The organism is bacterium, assembly GCA_016708025.1.
In the GTDB taxonomy this organism is placed as follows: Bacteria; Zixibacteria; MSB-5A5; order GN15; family FEB-12; genus FEB-12.
In genome coordinates, this window is sequence record JADJGQ010000001.1 from 727,482 (window position 1) to 742,058 (window position 14,577).

Genomic DNA, 14,577 nt, shown 5'->3' on the forward strand with positions numbered 1-14,577 from the left:
TGACGGGTGGGAGGTTCTTATGAACATTTCAGTAGTTACTATTGTCTCCGCTCTGGTGGTAGGCGTGGTGGCTTTTGTGGCGGCCTGGATACTGGCCCACCGCATCGGCGAGAAGAGCGTCAGCTCGTCTCGTTCACAGGCTGCCCGGATCATCACCGAAGCCGAAAAAGAAGCCCAGATAAAGAAAAAGGAATCCGCTCTCGAGGCGCGCGAAGAGTGGCTCAAGGTCAAAGGGACCTTTGAAAAAGAGATCGAAGAGCGCCGCCGTGAGATCGAAAAGGTCGAGAAGCGGTTGGACGAAAAGGACTCCCTGCTCCAGAAGAAGCATGAGTCCGTGGAGTCCAGGGATCGTGATCTGGCCAACCGAGATAAAACTCTGCAAGGGCGCGAGCGCGGGATAACCCTCCGCGAAACCGAACTTGACCAGATCATTTCCCAGCAGAACGACCGACTCCAGAAGATCGCCCAGATGTCGCCTGAAGAAGCCAAGCGGCAGTTGATGGATAATATGATCGGCGAGGCAAAACTTGAAGCCGCCGCCAAGATCAAGGAAATCCGCGATCAGGCCGAACAGAACGCCGAAAAAGAAGCCAAAGAGATCATTCTCTCTTCCATCTATCGCTGCGCGGCCGACCATACGGTTGAGTCGACTGTTTCTGTCGTCAACCTTCCGACCGATGAAATGAAGGGGCGGATCATCGGGCGCGAAGGACGCAATATCCGCGCATTCGAAACCTGCACCGGGGTTGATGTCATAGTTGATGACACGCCGGAAGCGGTGATCCTGTCCGGCTACGATCCGGTCCGTCGCGAGATCGCCAGAATGTCGCTGGAGAAGCTGGTGACGGATGGCCGGATCCATCCGACCCGGATCGAGGAAGTAGTCGAAAAGACCAAGAAAGAGATGGAAGTGATTGTCCGCGAGGCCGGCGAACAAGCCTGTTTCGAACTGGGCGTACATGGGCTTCATCCGGATATCATCCGTCAATTGGGAAAACTGAATTACCGAACCTCCTATGGACAGAATGTCCTGGCCCATTCGAAAGAAGTAGCCATGATCTGCGGCCTGATGGCGGCAGAACTGGAACTGGATGCGCCACTGGCCAAACGGTGCGGTCTGCTGCACGATGTCGGCAAAGCGATCGACCGTGAGACCGAAGGAACGCATACCCAGATCGGCGCCGATTTTGTGCGGAGATACAAAGAGAGCGAATCGGTCATCAACGCGATCGAATCGCATCATGGCGATGTGCCCATGCTGGGACCGTACCCGGTGTTGGTGCAGGCGGCCGATGCGATCTCCGGTGCACGACCGGGAGCGCGTCGTGAGCCGCTCGAAGCTTATGTAAAACGGTTACAGCAGCTCGAAGCTCTGGCTGATAGTTTCCGCGGCGTACAGAAAGCGTACGCGATTCAGGCGGGACGCGAGATCCGCGTGATCGTGGAACATGGTCAGATCGATGACCTGGCAAGCCAGGTGCTGGCCTCGGATATCGCTGCCAAGATCGAATCGGAGATGCAGTATCCCGGTCAGATCAAGGTGACGGTGATTCGCGAGACGCGTTCGACAGAGTACGCAAAGTAGCACACCGTTTGTGAGATATCGCGAGAGCGGCGGAAAAATCAAGGCAGGTTCAATCGCTGGACGAATCGATTGATACCTGCCTTTTGAATGATAGGTCAGCTCGCCTCACTATTAGAGAGCGAGACGCTTTATTGGCAGTTCGGCAATGTCGGACGCGGTGTCATCGTCAGATACGCGATGAGCAGTGACAGATCCGACAAATCGATACTCCCAGTCGTGTTTGTATTCGCCTCCGGAAGGCAGGGGAGAATCGGCCGCGGCGTGACCGTCAAGTATGCGATGAGCAGCGACAAGTCGGACAAATCGGGCGTCTCTGAAACAGACTCATTCACATTACCAGTGGTGCCAGCACAGCAAGTTGACGCATCGGCAAAAATCTGCCAGAATCCCTGATTCACGCGATAACTGGAAGAGGCCACCAGGCCAGCGGCCGTCTGTCCGATCGTGGCCGCGACAATGTAGCTGTCAGATAACGAAATCCCCCCCCCACCGCTCTGCACGCGCCAGTTGATCTGTTCACCAGCCGTCGGCACCAGCACTTCTGGAACGGTCTCGGCAGCGGACAGCAGAGATGCGCAACCGATCACTGCAATAAGGAGCGGTTGCAATATAGATAATGCTCTCATAACAAATGCCTTTGCAGTTACGAAATTCGGCTATGAATAGCCGCTATTTCCTGGCTTGTTCTAGCACCTTGACGCGCCTGGCCAATTCTTCGTTCTGTTTCTTCAATTCTTTGATGGCTTCCAATAGGAGCGGTGTCAGGCGGCCATAGTCGACTGTGAGAGAGCCGTCCGGCTGGGTTGTCACAACTTCCGGAACGACCTGTTTAACTTCCTGAGCAACGAAACCAAGCTGTGTTCCCTCGCTGAACTGGTATTCCGGGAATTCAGAGCGTTTCCACTCGTACCGTACGCCTTCGAGATCGCCGATCAGATCCAGTGCGTGATCGACCGGTTCAATGTTCTGCTTGAACTTTTCGTCAGAGCAGGCGCCGATCGAGCCGGTGTAGCAGATGTTGCCCACGACATGCAGGGCCTGGGCGGGTGTCGGCGTACCGATCCCGATAGAGGCAGTGCCGTTCGTTATCAAACTGATGGTGCTGGTGAATCCGCCCACAAAGGGTGGACCGGAAACATCAAGGCGGCTTCCAGTGGGTGTGGCTTCGGCTTTGATCAGGGTACCTGAGTTATCCGGGTCTGCCTGAGTTCCGAGGCGCAAGGTGCCAGTTCCACTTTTTGCTGTCAGCGTCGCCAGTTGTATCGTTGAGTCACCAGTGGTTGAGCCGGACATGGCGAGCGAAGACGAGTTGTTTGAGACACTGGGGATTTTTGCCAGGCCACCGGCTGGTGTATATGATGCCCCAAGGTCCACCAAAGCGGAGGGCGGCTCAGGCTGCGGGGCAAATAGTCTGATGCTGAATCCGCCATTGAATGGGCTCGGCTCTATGCCCATAACCTGTCCGGCATCATCAAAGAAATCCATACTGGGACCGTTGATTGGATCGCCATTTAGCTCCATCAGTACACGGGGTGGCTCTGGTTGCGGGGCAAACATCCTGATGGATGCACCATTATTCAATAATGACGCTATTTCAAGTACCTCCTTGGGTGGTTCAGGTTGCGGGGCAAACATGAAGATGCTGGCCTTACTAAGAGACTTGTTAATAAGAACGCCTCGCCATCGTCACGTTTGAGGGTGAGGGAACTTGAACCGGTCTCAACTGAACCCGTCAGTTTCCCGGCAGAGGTCGCTTTGGGAACAGAGCTCAAGAGCGTTCGTGGGGTGAGGGGTGTCGAGGAAGCCACTTGAATTTCAAGATACAGATTGCCGGTGCCGAGCGAGGCAAGGTCAAGCGGGGTGATACTGCCCAGCAGGACGGTAAATAGTCCGCCCGAAGTAACCACCGCGGGGTGCGTCTCTGTCCAGAGGGCGCTTCCGCCGGAAAGCGCACTGAAGACGCGGAAAGTCAGCGAATAGGAAGCATCAGGAACTGCCGTGCCGGAGGCATCGGTCAATCTGCCCTGATAATTCAAGTTGTCTGATGCGATTGTCGAAAGTGAGATCGCGACGACAAGAAGAAGTGCGGCGCAAATAGTCAGCAGTGCAGAAGCTCGCATAGCTACTCCCTTTTAGTTTGATAGAGATTTTATGGGACATTTGTCGTGTATGCGACAACAAAGGATACCAGGCCGCCGCGCTCGGTCAGCTTCCTGTGCATCTCATAATAACAAATAAGACAAATCTGTCAATGTTTAGTTTGGCGAGCTACATTGATGAGAGAGTCTATTCCTCGGAAACCGATCGACTGCGAATGGTGTTACTTTAGGCATGAGCAAAGAGACTTTAACTGTCGATCCTCGTGCGGTTATCGGCCATGTGCATCTTAAGGTAGCCGATCTGGACAGAGCCATCAAATTCTACACTGACACGCTTGGTTTCGAGGTCGTGGCCCGTATGGGGAACGCCGCTGCATTCCTCTCGGCGGGAGGGTATCATCACCATATCGGGCTCAATGTCTGGGAATCGAAGAATGGCTCGCCGCCACCGCGCGGCTCGACCGGGCTTTACCATTTTGCGATTCTGCTGCCCTCACGTCAGGCATTGGCGACTACTCTTCTGCGCGTACTGGAGTCGGGATGGGCGATCGATGGTGCCGCCGACCATGGCGTAAGTGAAGCGATCTATTTCCGCGATCCGGACAACAACGGGATCGAGATATATTGTGACCGTCCGCGCGACCAATGGCCCCGGAATGAGGATGGAAGTTACGCGATGGTCAATGCCGTGCTCGATATCGATGCCTTGCTCGCCGAAGCTAACTGACAGACTCTTCCTGTCTCTCAATCGGCTTTCGGCGAGACTTCTTCTACTGCGCTCCTATTTCGATTTCTTCTGGCAGAGAATGCTTTCATACTCGTTAAATATCAGACCCTGCGGTTTCGACGGAAAGGGCCCGAGACGATAGGTCTGCAACTGTCCGGCGATCGCCTTGCGGGCGAAGATGGCACCCTCGGGGACGATTACCTTAAAGAGCACAGGAAAAGCTGTTTCCGCCGGGACTCCGGAGGTCTCTATCTTTAGGTCGACATAGTGACCGTCGGCCTCGGATGCCACTGTATAGCTATTGGTGAAGACGGGGAGACCCCGGCCATAGAGCCATTGATTGAAAAACCAGTCGAGCTTGATACCGGTGTGTGATTCCGCCAGCGCGCAGAAGTCGTAATTGCTGAATTTTCGATTATTTGATTGCATGAGAATGTCGCGCAGGAATCCAAGAAAGATATCATCATTGGCATGCTCCAGATCGCGCATCAGGATACGCAACATGTGGAGCATCCAGACCCCTTTGCCGATACCACGCATGGCGTCCCCGCGCAATCCGGTTGACAACGCAATATCCTCATCACGATCTATAGCTTCTTCGATCTCTACTTTCCACTGCTTCAGATTGGTATACATCGCGGTCGCGCCGGTATTCTTTTCCACATACATCAAGCCCAGGTATACAGAGATAGCCGGGGCCATCCAGTATTCCCGGTATGAGGCAGGCTGTATCTTCGGACCGATCCACTGACGTGCCACGCGTTCGCTCGCGACTCGCTGAAATCCGCCCATCTCAAGATCGCCCTTGACCGGAGGAATATTCAGCAAGCCGGGGTCCGATGCATCTCCTCCGGGGAAGATGTATACTTCTGTCAGGTCGGATGGATTGCCGAACATATCCATGAAGAAGCGGAAGCAGTTGGTCACTTCATCCTGATACGGTTTCTCTTTGACTATATCGCCGTAATCGTGCGACACGAATTTCAGCAGAATCAAAGAATCAATATCGACCACAGTGGTGTCGTAATTGGTCACCATTGGGCGGAACCCAAGATCGCTCCCATAAAATCTTCCGGCCGTGCACTGGTGCCGCCCATCGCCACACTCTTCGATAGCACCAGCCATCGGGAGCGCGTAGTTGTAGCCAGGCGGGAAGACAAGGCGGAGTGAACGATCCAGCGCTTCGCCACTCTCCATCCAGGGGAGCAGCGAGTAGTAGTCGGAACCGCCGTTGGAGTACCAGATCGCGATATTGAGCGTGTCACCTTTGTGTACATAGTCAGGTGTGAGCAGGAGGAGATGGTAGAAGTCCTTCCGGCGAAACCACTCTGTCCGGACACTATTTACGAAGATTGAGTCCGGGTCAAACCGACGATCCATAAAGAGCCCGGGGAACCGGACCGAATCACGATTGATCTTCAGTATTGTGGAAATTTCAGCCTTGTCTATGCGCCAGCCATCGGCGCCGGACAATTCCAGCGTAGCATCTATCCGGCTCATCTGGAGTGGGAAATCGATCTGCGAGATCTGCCGCAATCCGTATCGGTTCCGCTCTTTGCGTTGGAACGATACCAATGCGTCGGACATGGCAATGTCAGGATTGCGGGCATGTCCGATCGATATCTCTTCGGGACGGTTGGGATCGAAAGAGAAAAATGTGTGGTCAAAGCTGGCCCAGAAGTAGCCGTCGGATCTCCGCTCGTACGCTGAGATGAGGAGCTGGGCCAGGTTGTCCCAGGCATGGTATCTGGTTGGCTTGAAGTAATACTCTCCCTTGATATCCCTGATCTTTTGGTAATCCGCGACTGCCATTTGCCCATTCTTCACTTTGAAGCGTTGCTTGAGTTGCAGATCGAGATCGTCGGCCATCCGGATGAAGCAGACGGTAAAGTCTTCATCGATCATGGTGTCGCGCTTCATGGCGTAGAGATTATGTCGTTCCGCCGGAACCGGGATATCGATGCGGACATGTCCCGTTCCGACAAAAGCGGCGACAGTCGGACGACCATTAACCGGCCGCTGCAAAAGGAATGTGCCGGGGCCGAACCGGAACTCCGCAACATCCTTGACATAGGTGAAGCTGTCGATCTGGAGCAGTTCGCCGGAGCGGTCATTGACCAGCTTGACCAGCGAGGCGTAATCCTCGCGGAATTGCTTGCTGGAGATCGCGGCGTGGGAAGTGGAGATCAGGAGAAGAAGTAACCCAAGTTGACAAACCAGTGAACGATACATCGTATGCCACTCCTGTGCAGCGATGTGAGGGGTCGCTGCGGTTGGTGTGCCTGCCCGGTCCGATCGGTCCGGGGATCATAGGCAAAGTTGTCCTCTTGCCAATAACATATGCCCGTTGTTACAATCTGGCAACAAGAATTGGGTGCGTGGGGGTAGGGGAGACCTGTATGACGATTGTGCGTAAAGGCCGGGAGGTGATCACAGCCTGTGATGCCCAGGTCGTTGCAGGAGAATCGAGTTGGCTCCAGACGAAGGTCCTGAAAAAAGATCCTGTATTACACAGCGGGATGGGGTGGTGATCCTCCTACTAGAGGGGCGCGGTCACGGGGTCACTATCAGATGTCATACGTATTGAAAGCGTTGCGTAATCTGTCCATATTCGTATATTGCGGGCTGGTGATTCAGAAGGAGTAATTCGTTTACTATGTCGACACGATTCATTCGTTATGCTCGCTATGGACTGATGACCCTGATCCTCGGGCTGGTGACCTGGCTCGCGCTGGGAAATGGCTCGCGGTCGTTCGAAGCGTACTGTCCGTTTGGCGGGGCAGAGTCGCTCTGGGGGCTGTTTACCGATGGCTCTTTCAGTTGTGCGCTGGGGCCGCTCAATTTGTCGCTGATGGTGGCGATCATCGCGCTGGCGATCATCTCCAAAAAGAGTTTCTGCGGCTGGGGATGCCCGATCGGCTTTCTGGGGGAGCTTGGCGGCAAGCTGGGTAAGCTGGTCTGGAAACGCCGCCCGAAAGTGAATCCTAAAGTGAACGGCTATGCCAAGCTGCTTCGCTATTTGGTGCTCGCGGTTTCGCTCTTTTTCACCTACAAGCTGGGTGAACTGGTCCTTCGCGGATTTGATCCGTTCTATCTGATCTTTTCGGGAATGGGGCATGGCAGTTTGGGCGCTATTTCCGTGGCGGTGCTGGTTGTCCTGGGTATCGGGGCACTATTGATCCCGATGTTTTTTTGTCGGTATCTCTGTCCGCTTACGGCAGTTTTCGACCCGTTTGGGCGGATCGGGATCATCAAACTGGTGCGAAATGAGTCGACCTGCACCTCGTGCGGCAAATGCAGTACGGCCTGTCCGCATGATATCCCGGTCCACATACTGCCGGTAGTGAGACATCGAGACTGCACCAACTGCCTTGAATGCATGGTGGACTGCCCCGAAAAAAACGTGCTTGAACTTCAGGCGAAAATGTAGGTGACCAATGAAAATCTCTCCCTGGATACTTCCGATGTTACTGGTCCTGACGCTGTTCGGCGGATATGGCCTGCGCACAGCATTCACCCAGCCGACCACCACCAATGTCAGCGGCGAACTGGCCGGCAGTAAGCTGACGGCGATAGTCGATGGCCTCAAATGCAAGGGGACGGCAAATTACTTTGTATCACTGTACGACAGCACGGCGGGGATAGCGGGGATTGAGACTTTTGCTTCTGAGCATAAGGCGGTTTTCACCTACGATCCTGATCAGATCACGCCCGACAGCATCAAGGCGATCATGGAGCAGGTGATTCGGTTCGATGACGGTACCGAAGCGCAGATATATGAGTGCGAGTCGATGGAATAGGCGACTCGCACCGGTAATGCGCCAAATTACTGTTCAATGTCATTCATTCGTCTTGTCGTGACATTGATCACATCCTTCGCCATTCATCCCTGACACGACCGATGGAGACCAGGTCAGTCCATATGCTCGATTCCCGCCATGTGCCTTGTGGCAAGAGAGGCAGAATACGCCATTGGTTGCGGGGTCAATCTGAGTGCAGGTCGAATACTCGGTGCCGCCGTCCTGCACGAAGCGCAGGCGATTAGTTATCTGAAAACCAGCCCCGGTGCCGGCAGTCCAGTGTTCTGGATCAGTACTTTCTTCCTCTTCTCCCTGTCCAATATTATTTCGAGTATCTCGTTCTGAGTCATACGCAGGGTGAAGACTGTGGATGTCGCTTCCGTCAGGATTGGTGTACGATGTGCCGGTAAAGACGTGGTGGCAGTCGATACACATATTGGAAACTTCGCGAAGTGTCGAAGAATTGAGCGTACCATAGGAGACATTTGAGGCTTCGTACTTGGCGGTTCCTGCCGCGCCAGGATTGACAAATAGACCAAACTGAGGCTCGCCACCGGGATATGACGCCCACTGTAGATTTCTGGGACGTTCATTGCCGTGCGGATTGTGACAGTCAAGGCACGTGACTCCGGCAGTGGAGAAAGTACCACCAAAATGACAACGCATACAAAGTTCCCAGTCGCCAGTCACCAGTCCGTAGCTCAACTTATGTCCTCGAGGGTTTTCTTCCCCGGGTGTGCCAAAATGCCCGGCAGATCGCTCCACCAATCCATTTACATCAGGACCGACGACATCGGGTATCCCCACCATATTGTCATGGCAGGCCAGACAGAGCGAAACCGGGTCGGTAGCCTTGAGAAGATTGGGAGTCGGGGTGTAAGATTGTGGAAAACCTCCAAACGGATCGACCAGCGCTGCACCGTCGTGCGGGTGTTGCGCGCTGGCATGCATGACATGACAGTAGGCACATTGCAGAGTCTCGCCGTTGTGGAAGGTCGATGTGGCCATTGGCGACTGGATGTCAGCCGCGGCGCGGGGAAGATTCATTCCGGTTGATGGATGAATGTAGCTTCGACCAGACTGCAGATCTTTGATCTCTCCAGCAAAAGCAGAGATTCCGGCCAGAAGGAATAGCCCCAAGAGGAGACGTAAACTCTTAAACACCAACATATAGGTACTCCACAGCGAACTCAAAACGCGGTCCCGCGTCTCAAGCGATTGCTGATTTGATTCAAATTTCTGTTTGGGGTGATTCCGGAGTAAATCGATGGCGATTGTGGTGTCACCGAATACTGGAATCTGTCGGCGGGGAAATCCGTTTTCCGGCCATCAAAGTATTACTGGACTAAATTAGCAATATTACTGCCATTGTCAAGATAAGAGTGTCCATGTTATGGGCGAGTTTCTGGGGAAGCTGTTCGTGGGAGAAAGGACAGAATTCGTGTTGTATTCCGAGGCACAGATCTACGAGAGTATGGAAACGGAGTAAGTGGGGAGGCGGTGACAAGTTGGCATCATCAGGTTGTTGCGGGGGTGAGGGATCGGTTCTGGCGGGGAGAGAATTCAATGTCGGAGATAATGCGGTCGGGGAGTAGGGCTTCATACTAGAGGGGGCGGAGGGGGAAGTACTCGCAGGTGTGATACGGAAATAATCGGCTGAACCTCACTTGGACCTTTGACGAATGGAGATAGTGCCACGCGAAAAGGGGTAGTCAATCCTATGGTTTACTTTGGCAGGGTGATCAACTTGCGGAATTGCAATGTCGTCGCTGAAGAACATTACCTCAAGACCAGAGTACCTATCTTGAGCACTGTAGCTTAGATCGTAAAGTAACTGCCTTCGATGCCCATACATTTTAAGTATCTCAGGAACAGCATCATAACTGACGAACCAAGGCTGTTTAATGCAGGACTGGACCAGCGCAGCAAGGTCCTCGTGGTTTTCATGAACATAAAAATTCCTGTAAAGTTCGGCGCCCTTTGCGTAGTATGGCGGATCTAAGTACACAAGTGTGTTTTCGGGTAATCTCGGAAGTACTTCTGAGACGAACTTTGCAGCGTCTGCCTGATATAGGCTAATACGATTCTTGTATTTGGCGATACGTTCTATTCGATGAATGAGATCGATTTTGTTAAATCGCGCATCAAGTTTCCAATGACCGGATTGCGACTTTCCTCCGATTACTCCACCGCGAATAATCCCGGATCGATTAGTTCGATTTAAGAAAAAAGTGCTGAACCCGAGTTCTACTGTGCTATGATTCTTTACGTCGTTCTGCACTTGCCTTTGGCGAGTCCATTCACTCATGCTGACGCGTGTGTTTCGAATCTTTCTGCACAAATCGTCGGTAGAATCAATGACTGAATTCCAAAACGCATATATTGCAACATCAATGTCGTTAATGTGTATGTGTTGCACGTACTCCTCAAGTAATAGCGGCCAAGCAACACCTGCTCCACCGGCGAATACTTCCACGTAGTGGCCATCTAGCAGCGAGTTTTGTCTCAATAGCACTTTTACGAACGCTGCGAGAGCACCTTTTCCGCCCGGATAGCGCAATGGGCTCATATAGGGATGATTTGTCGTAGGCTGCATAGGTAATCGATACTTAGTTCCAGAGTTTCACGAAAAACGCTTCAATGTTGTCCCAATTGTTTCTGAGGTCTTTAGGGTTTGGATGATAGTATTGATTGTGAACGTAAGCGTGCCAACTTTGAATTGAGAAGACCTTATTCTTCGAATTGGCCAATTCACGGATTCCCTGAAGCTCCTTTTTTTCGCAAGCTTTTCTCTTCTCCATATCATTGGCTACAGCCAGAAGCTTTTGCGCCAGATTCATTTCAACGAGATTGCCCTTCTTGGAGGTCGTTGTTAGTGGAATTCGCCTCTTCTGTGAATATTCAGATAGACTCATCTCCAATAGGACGCGAAGAAGCACTGCGCACGAATTCTTGTACTTCTCGATTGGCAAGGTCTGAAGTTCGCCAAATATTTCTGCGATTCTCTTTTGTGTCAAAGTGATGTTGAGCGTAGTCGGAATCAGCGTTTTCCGCTCGCCCTTCGATCGAGTAGTTCGCTGCTTCGATTTTCTAGTCTGTTTGTTGGGAGTGCTTGATTCGAGGTCTGTCGGTCCAATTTTCGCGTGATGTTTGGGCAATTCTCGGGCAATTACTTTTTTCGCATACTCGACACGCTGTTCTTTAGAGTCAAGTTGTGTTACCTTTACATGCTTGTTTGCGATGTCGCTGACTACAATCGCTAGGCGAGCCATGACTTCGTTAGGGGATCCGAGAACCACCAGATCGCCATCTTTAACGTCGACACCGATGAGTCTGCGGGCCTCAGGTGTATCCAGGATGCGCTTAATATTGGTAATCGAGAGTTTGTAGAGCTTGTCTCTTGTATCCTGATCTAGAAATTCACTTTCGCTGACCATCTGTAGCAATAGCCACTCTGGTGATTCACCTCTAAAGCGTCCGGCTGCTACACCGTCCCACCTAATAATTCCAACGCCTCCATTTTCGCCCAGATGCCGTATTTCAATCCATGGTCCCGCTTCCTCTCGAGATGCGGCCACAACGCATCGAATTGAAAGCGGGAGGTTTTTATGGTGCTTGGTGTGGAGTTCTTTCAGCTTCCTTGCTATTGACTCTGGAATTGTAAGCGAGTTGACAAGTTGCGGTTCACTCAACAACTTGATTGCAGCTATGCGTCGGTTGCCCTCCAAGACGACATATTTGTCCTTGCCGGGTTCTTTTGTGACAATTGGCAACTCTGACTGATTCAGGCCATTCTTGGCGATGTGAGTTGCGAGACTAACAATTTTGTTGCCCTGCTCCGTAACAATCTTGGTGATAGCTTCTCTCTGGCTGTTCTGTTTCTCAAATCTGGGATTCTGAGCATCCACCAAGAGATCAACTACCGCGATTTCAGCTGTTTTCAAAGGTGACATTCGTGAATTCTCCCCTTCTCATATTAGGACCATTTGCTTGTCAGCAAGTCAAGAACATTCAGTTGCTAGTATGCAAAGCTAATTCTCTGGTCATGCTGAACGCAATTAGTTTTTCACGTGCCAGTCCAAAAAAAGCAGCGGGTCATAAGTGGGTTGTGGTAGCTCACCCTCCGAATTAGCTACGCGGCGCGAACGAAAGACCCATGATATCTCAAGGTCCTTTCGTTCATTTCCCCCCTTGCGCTTTTGTCCCCTTTTCACTACCATCCGTCTACCTTTTTTGAACCTTGTCCGGGTGTGGCAGGCGGACCCGCCGGACTCCACGTACTCCGCCTTAGAAAGCGCTTTTCATGTCTCTGTTCACCATCATGTTCATCGCCGATATCTGTGGCCGTCCAGGCCGTCAGGCGGCAGCCCACATGATCAAACCACTCAAAGAAAAATATGGCGTCAACTATTGTATCGCCAATGTCGAAAACGCCGCCGGAGGATTCGGAGTGACGCCCGAAATGTCGCGCAAAATGTTCTCCTACGGCATCGACCTCCAGACCTCTGGCAATCATATCTGGGATCGGGTCGACATTATCGAATATTTCGAGACGCAATCCCCGAAACTGATCCGTCCGGCGAACTATCCGCCCGGCACCCCCGGAACCGGGTCGTATCTCGACACGGTGGGGGAGATCAAGATCGGCGTCCTCAATCTGATGGGGCGGACCTATATGGCGCCGCTGGATGATCCCTTCCGGACCGCCAAGCGGGAAGTGGGACATCTGTCGAGCGAAACGAATATCATCTTTATCGATTTCCATGCGGAGGCGACCTCGGAAAAGCAGGCGCTCTGCCATTTCCTGGATGGCCGCATCTCCGCTCTTGTCGGGACCCATACGCATGTGCAGACCGCCGATGAGCAGATCACTCCGCGCGGGACTGCCTATCTGACCGATGCCGGGATGACCGGGCCGCATGATTCGATCATTGGGATGGAGAAGGGACCCTCGCTGGGGAGATTCCTGACCGGGATGCCGAAGCGGTTTTCGACTGCCTCGGGGGATGTCCGGATATCGGGGGTGGTGATCAAGGTGGATCCGGAGTCAGGGCGGGCGGAGGATATCGAGCGGTTCTGTTTGCCGTTTGATATTAATAACGCGCAGCAGGATGTGTTTAACGAGGCGGAGTAGGGGGGCAGACGAAGGGGGACGGGAAGTGGGTCCCAGCTTTCGCTGGGATGAGGCGGTGGAGAGGTTAATAGACAGGCACGTGAGAAGGGAATATGACGGCGCAGATCATTGATGGGAAGATAGTCGCCTCGGCGATCAAGGAATCACTCAAGCCGAGAATCGCGGCGCTTAAGGAAAAGGGGATAGTCCCTGGGTTGGCGGCGGTGTTGGTCGGTGATGACCCGGCGTCGGCAACCTATGTTGGCTCCAAAGCGAAAGCGTGCGAAGAACTGGGGATGTACTCCGAAGTGATCCGTCAGCCGAAAGAGCTGATGCCCGAAGCGCTCGAGTCGATCATCCACGGATTGAACGCGAATAAAAAGATCCATGGCATCTTGGTACAGTCGCCACTGCCGAAGCATTTCGATGAAGAGGCGATGACGCTGTTGATTGATCCGGCGAAGGATGTGGATGGGTTCCATCCGCAGAATGTCGGCCTGATGTTAATCGGTCGCCCGGGATTGTTGCCGTGCACGCCGCACGGGATAATTAAATTGCTCGAGCATTACCGGATCGACCCGGATGGGAAAGAGGTCGTGGTGGTGGGGCGGTCGAATATCGTCGGGAAACCGATCGCGGCGATGCTACTGCAAAAGGGGAAGATGGCCAACGCGACCGTAACCGTGGCGCACTCCCGCTCGAAGAATCTGGCTGAGATCACGAAGCGCGCGGATATTTTGATCGCGGCTATCGGCCGTCCAAAGATGATCACCGGGGAGATGGTGAAGGATGGGGTGGTGGTGATCGATGTCGGAATCAACCGGATAGACAATCCGGCGGCCAAAAAGGGGTACTCGCTGGTCGGGGATGTTGATTTTGATCAGTGCATGACGAAAGCATCGTTTATCACGCCGGTTCCGGGTGGGGTCGGGTTGATGACAATCGCAATGTTGATGACCAATACGGTGACGGCGGCCGAGCGAATTGCCGGTTTCTGAGCGACTTAGCGGCTGTTCAAATACTGCACTATTCCTGCAAAGAGCTGCAATCGGGCGAATCAGGGAAAAACTCTCCCAGAGTGGGTTGGTCGACTCTCTCCATGATTGACGGATTGAGTCGGCATGTGTTTGGTTATGCGATTGCGTCACAACGTGATGCGCTGGTCGCGTTAGGCTGCCTTACTGATTACATCACATTCTCGCATTCGAAGGCTGTAGGAGCTTTGAGGGCATGAAGTTTGCTCTATGTAGAGA

General features: G+C 53.0%; 13 protein-coding genes. 6 read left to right on the top strand and 7 right to left on the bottom strand.

From position 1 onward, the window contains the following. Nucleotides 1-19 precede the first annotated feature (19 nt). Nucleotides 20-1,585: a ribonuclease Y gene (rny, locus tag IPH75_03180; GenBank protein MBK7141069.1), complete on the top strand. Its 1,566-nt coding sequence runs from the start codon at nt 20-22 to the stop codon at nt 1,583-1,585. 128 nt (nt 1,586-1,713) lie between these two features. Here the strand turns inward: rny and IPH75_03185 are convergent, their stop codons facing one another. The 3 genes from IPH75_03185 to IPH75_03195 all read right to left on the bottom strand — a co-directional run bounded on the left by IPH75_03185 (nt 1,714) and on the right by IPH75_03195 (nt 3,705). Further along, nucleotides 1,714-2,211: a hypothetical protein gene (locus IPH75_03185; GenBank protein MBK7141070.1), complete on the bottom strand. Its 498-nt coding sequence runs from the start codon at nt 2,209-2,211 to the stop codon at nt 1,714-1,716. Between the two features lie 43 nt (nt 2,212-2,254). Continuing rightward, the gene (locus IPH75_03190; GenBank protein ID MBK7141071.1) at nt 2,255-3,070 is read right to left on the bottom strand and encodes a tail fiber domain-containing protein; all 816 of its coding nucleotides are present in this window, start codon (nt 3,068-3,070) and stop codon (nt 2,255-2,257) included. A gap of 104 nt (nt 3,071-3,174) precedes the next feature. After that, the gene (locus IPH75_03195) at nt 3,175-3,705 is read right to left on the bottom strand and encodes a hypothetical protein (GenBank protein ID MBK7141072.1); all 531 of its coding nucleotides are present in this window, start codon (nt 3,703-3,705) and stop codon (nt 3,175-3,177) included. A gap of 211 nt (nt 3,706-3,916) precedes the next feature. On the opposite strand from IPH75_03195, the gene IPH75_03200 reads away from it, so the two are divergent. After that, on the top strand, nt 3,917-4,411 hold the full coding sequence (locus IPH75_03200; protein ID MBK7141073.1) for a VOC family protein: 495 nt from the start codon (nt 3,917-3,919) through the stop codon (nt 4,409-4,411). A gap of 54 nt (nt 4,412-4,465) precedes the next feature. On the opposite strand, the gene IPH75_03205 is transcribed toward IPH75_03200, so the two are convergent. Then, a complete protein-coding gene (locus IPH75_03205) occupies nt 4,466-6,643 on the bottom strand; it encodes a hypothetical protein (GenBank protein ID MBK7141074.1) in 2,178 nt (725 codons plus the stop codon). A 424-nt stretch (nt 6,644-7,067) separates the two neighbouring features. On the opposite strand from IPH75_03205, the gene IPH75_03210 reads away from it, so the two are divergent. Beyond that, a complete protein-coding gene (locus IPH75_03210) occupies nt 7,068-7,841 on the top strand; it encodes a 4Fe-4S binding protein (GenBank protein ID MBK7141075.1) in 774 nt (257 codons plus the stop codon). A gap of 7 nt (nt 7,842-7,848) precedes the next feature. Continuing rightward, entirely contained in the window at nt 7,849-8,211 is a 363-nt protein-coding gene (locus IPH75_03215; GenBank protein ID MBK7141076.1) for a hypothetical protein, read from the top strand. Between the two features lie 39 nt (nt 8,212-8,250). Here the strand turns inward: IPH75_03215 and IPH75_03220 are convergent, their stop codons facing one another. From IPH75_03220 to IPH75_03230, 3 genes are all read right to left on the bottom strand, one after another. Then, complete coding sequence (locus tag IPH75_03220) at nt 8,251-9,381, bottom strand: hypothetical protein (protein ID MBK7141077.1); 1,131 nt, start codon at nt 9,379-9,381, stop codon at nt 8,251-8,253. A 493-nt stretch (nt 9,382-9,874) separates the two neighbouring features. After that, nucleotides 9,875-10,807 (bottom strand): DNA adenine methylase, encoded by a 933-nt coding sequence (locus IPH75_03225; protein ID MBK7141078.1) that lies wholly within the window; start codon nt 10,805-10,807, stop codon nt 9,875-9,877. Nucleotides 10,808-10,820: 13 nt separating this feature from the next. Further along, nucleotides 10,821-12,164 carry a hypothetical protein gene (locus IPH75_03230; GenBank protein ID MBK7141079.1) on the bottom strand — a complete coding sequence of 448 codons (1,344 nt, stop codon included), beginning with the start codon at nt 12,162-12,164 and terminating at the stop codon, nt 10,821-10,823. Between the two features lie 350 nt (nt 12,165-12,514). Between IPH75_03230 and IPH75_03235 the strand changes: the two genes are divergently transcribed. Both IPH75_03235 and folD read left to right on the top strand, forming a co-directional pair. Further along, complete coding sequence (locus tag IPH75_03235; protein MBK7141080.1) at nt 12,515-13,345, top strand: TIGR00282 family metallophosphoesterase; 831 nt, start codon at nt 12,515-12,517, stop codon at nt 13,343-13,345. Between the two features lie 92 nt (nt 13,346-13,437). Then, nucleotides 13,438-14,322, top strand: a complete 885-nt coding sequence (gene folD / locus IPH75_03240) for a bifunctional methylenetetrahydrofolate dehydrogenase/methenyltetrahydrofolate cyclohydrolase FolD (GenBank protein ID MBK7141081.1) — start codon at nt 13,438-13,440, stop codon at nt 14,320-14,322. The last annotated feature ends 255 nt before the right edge of the window (nt 14,323-14,577 follow it).

Coding starts and splice junctions, on each gene's coding strand:
- rny (MBK7141069.1), top strand. CDS start 20: ATGAACATTTCAGTAGTTACTATTGTCTCCGCTCTGGTGGTAGGCGTG.
- IPH75_03185 (MBK7141070.1), bottom strand. CDS start 2,211: ATGAGAGCATTATCTATATTGCAACCGCTCCTTATTGCAGTGATCGGT.
- IPH75_03190 (MBK7141071.1), bottom strand. CDS start 3,070: ATGGATTTCTTTGATGATGCCGGACAGGTTATGGGCATAGAGCCGAGC.
- IPH75_03195 (MBK7141072.1), bottom strand. CDS start 3,705: ATGCGAGCTTCTGCACTGCTGACTATTTGCGCCGCACTTCTTCTTGTC.
- IPH75_03200 (MBK7141073.1), top strand. CDS start 3,917: ATGAGCAAAGAGACTTTAACTGTCGATCCTCGTGCGGTTATCGGCCAT.
- IPH75_03205 (MBK7141074.1), bottom strand. CDS start 6,643: ATGTATCGTTCACTGGTTTGTCAACTTGGGTTACTTCTTCTCCTGATC.
- IPH75_03210 (MBK7141075.1), top strand. CDS start 7,068: ATGTCGACACGATTCATTCGTTATGCTCGCTATGGACTGATGACCCTG.
- IPH75_03215 (MBK7141076.1), top strand. CDS start 7,849: ATGAAAATCTCTCCCTGGATACTTCCGATGTTACTGGTCCTGACGCTG.
- IPH75_03220 (MBK7141077.1), bottom strand. CDS start 9,381: ATGTTGGTGTTTAAGAGTTTACGTCTCCTCTTGGGGCTATTCCTTCTG.
- IPH75_03225 (MBK7141078.1), bottom strand. CDS start 10,807: ATGCAGCCTACGACAAATCATCCCTATATGAGCCCATTGCGCTATCCG.
- IPH75_03230 (MBK7141079.1), bottom strand. CDS start 12,164: ATGTCACCTTTGAAAACAGCTGAAATCGCGGTAGTTGATCTCTTGGTG.
- IPH75_03235 (MBK7141080.1), top strand. CDS start 12,515: ATGTCTCTGTTCACCATCATGTTCATCGCCGATATCTGTGGCCGTCCA.
- folD (MBK7141081.1), top strand. CDS start 13,438: ATGACGGCGCAGATCATTGATGGGAAGATAGTCGCCTCGGCGATCAAG.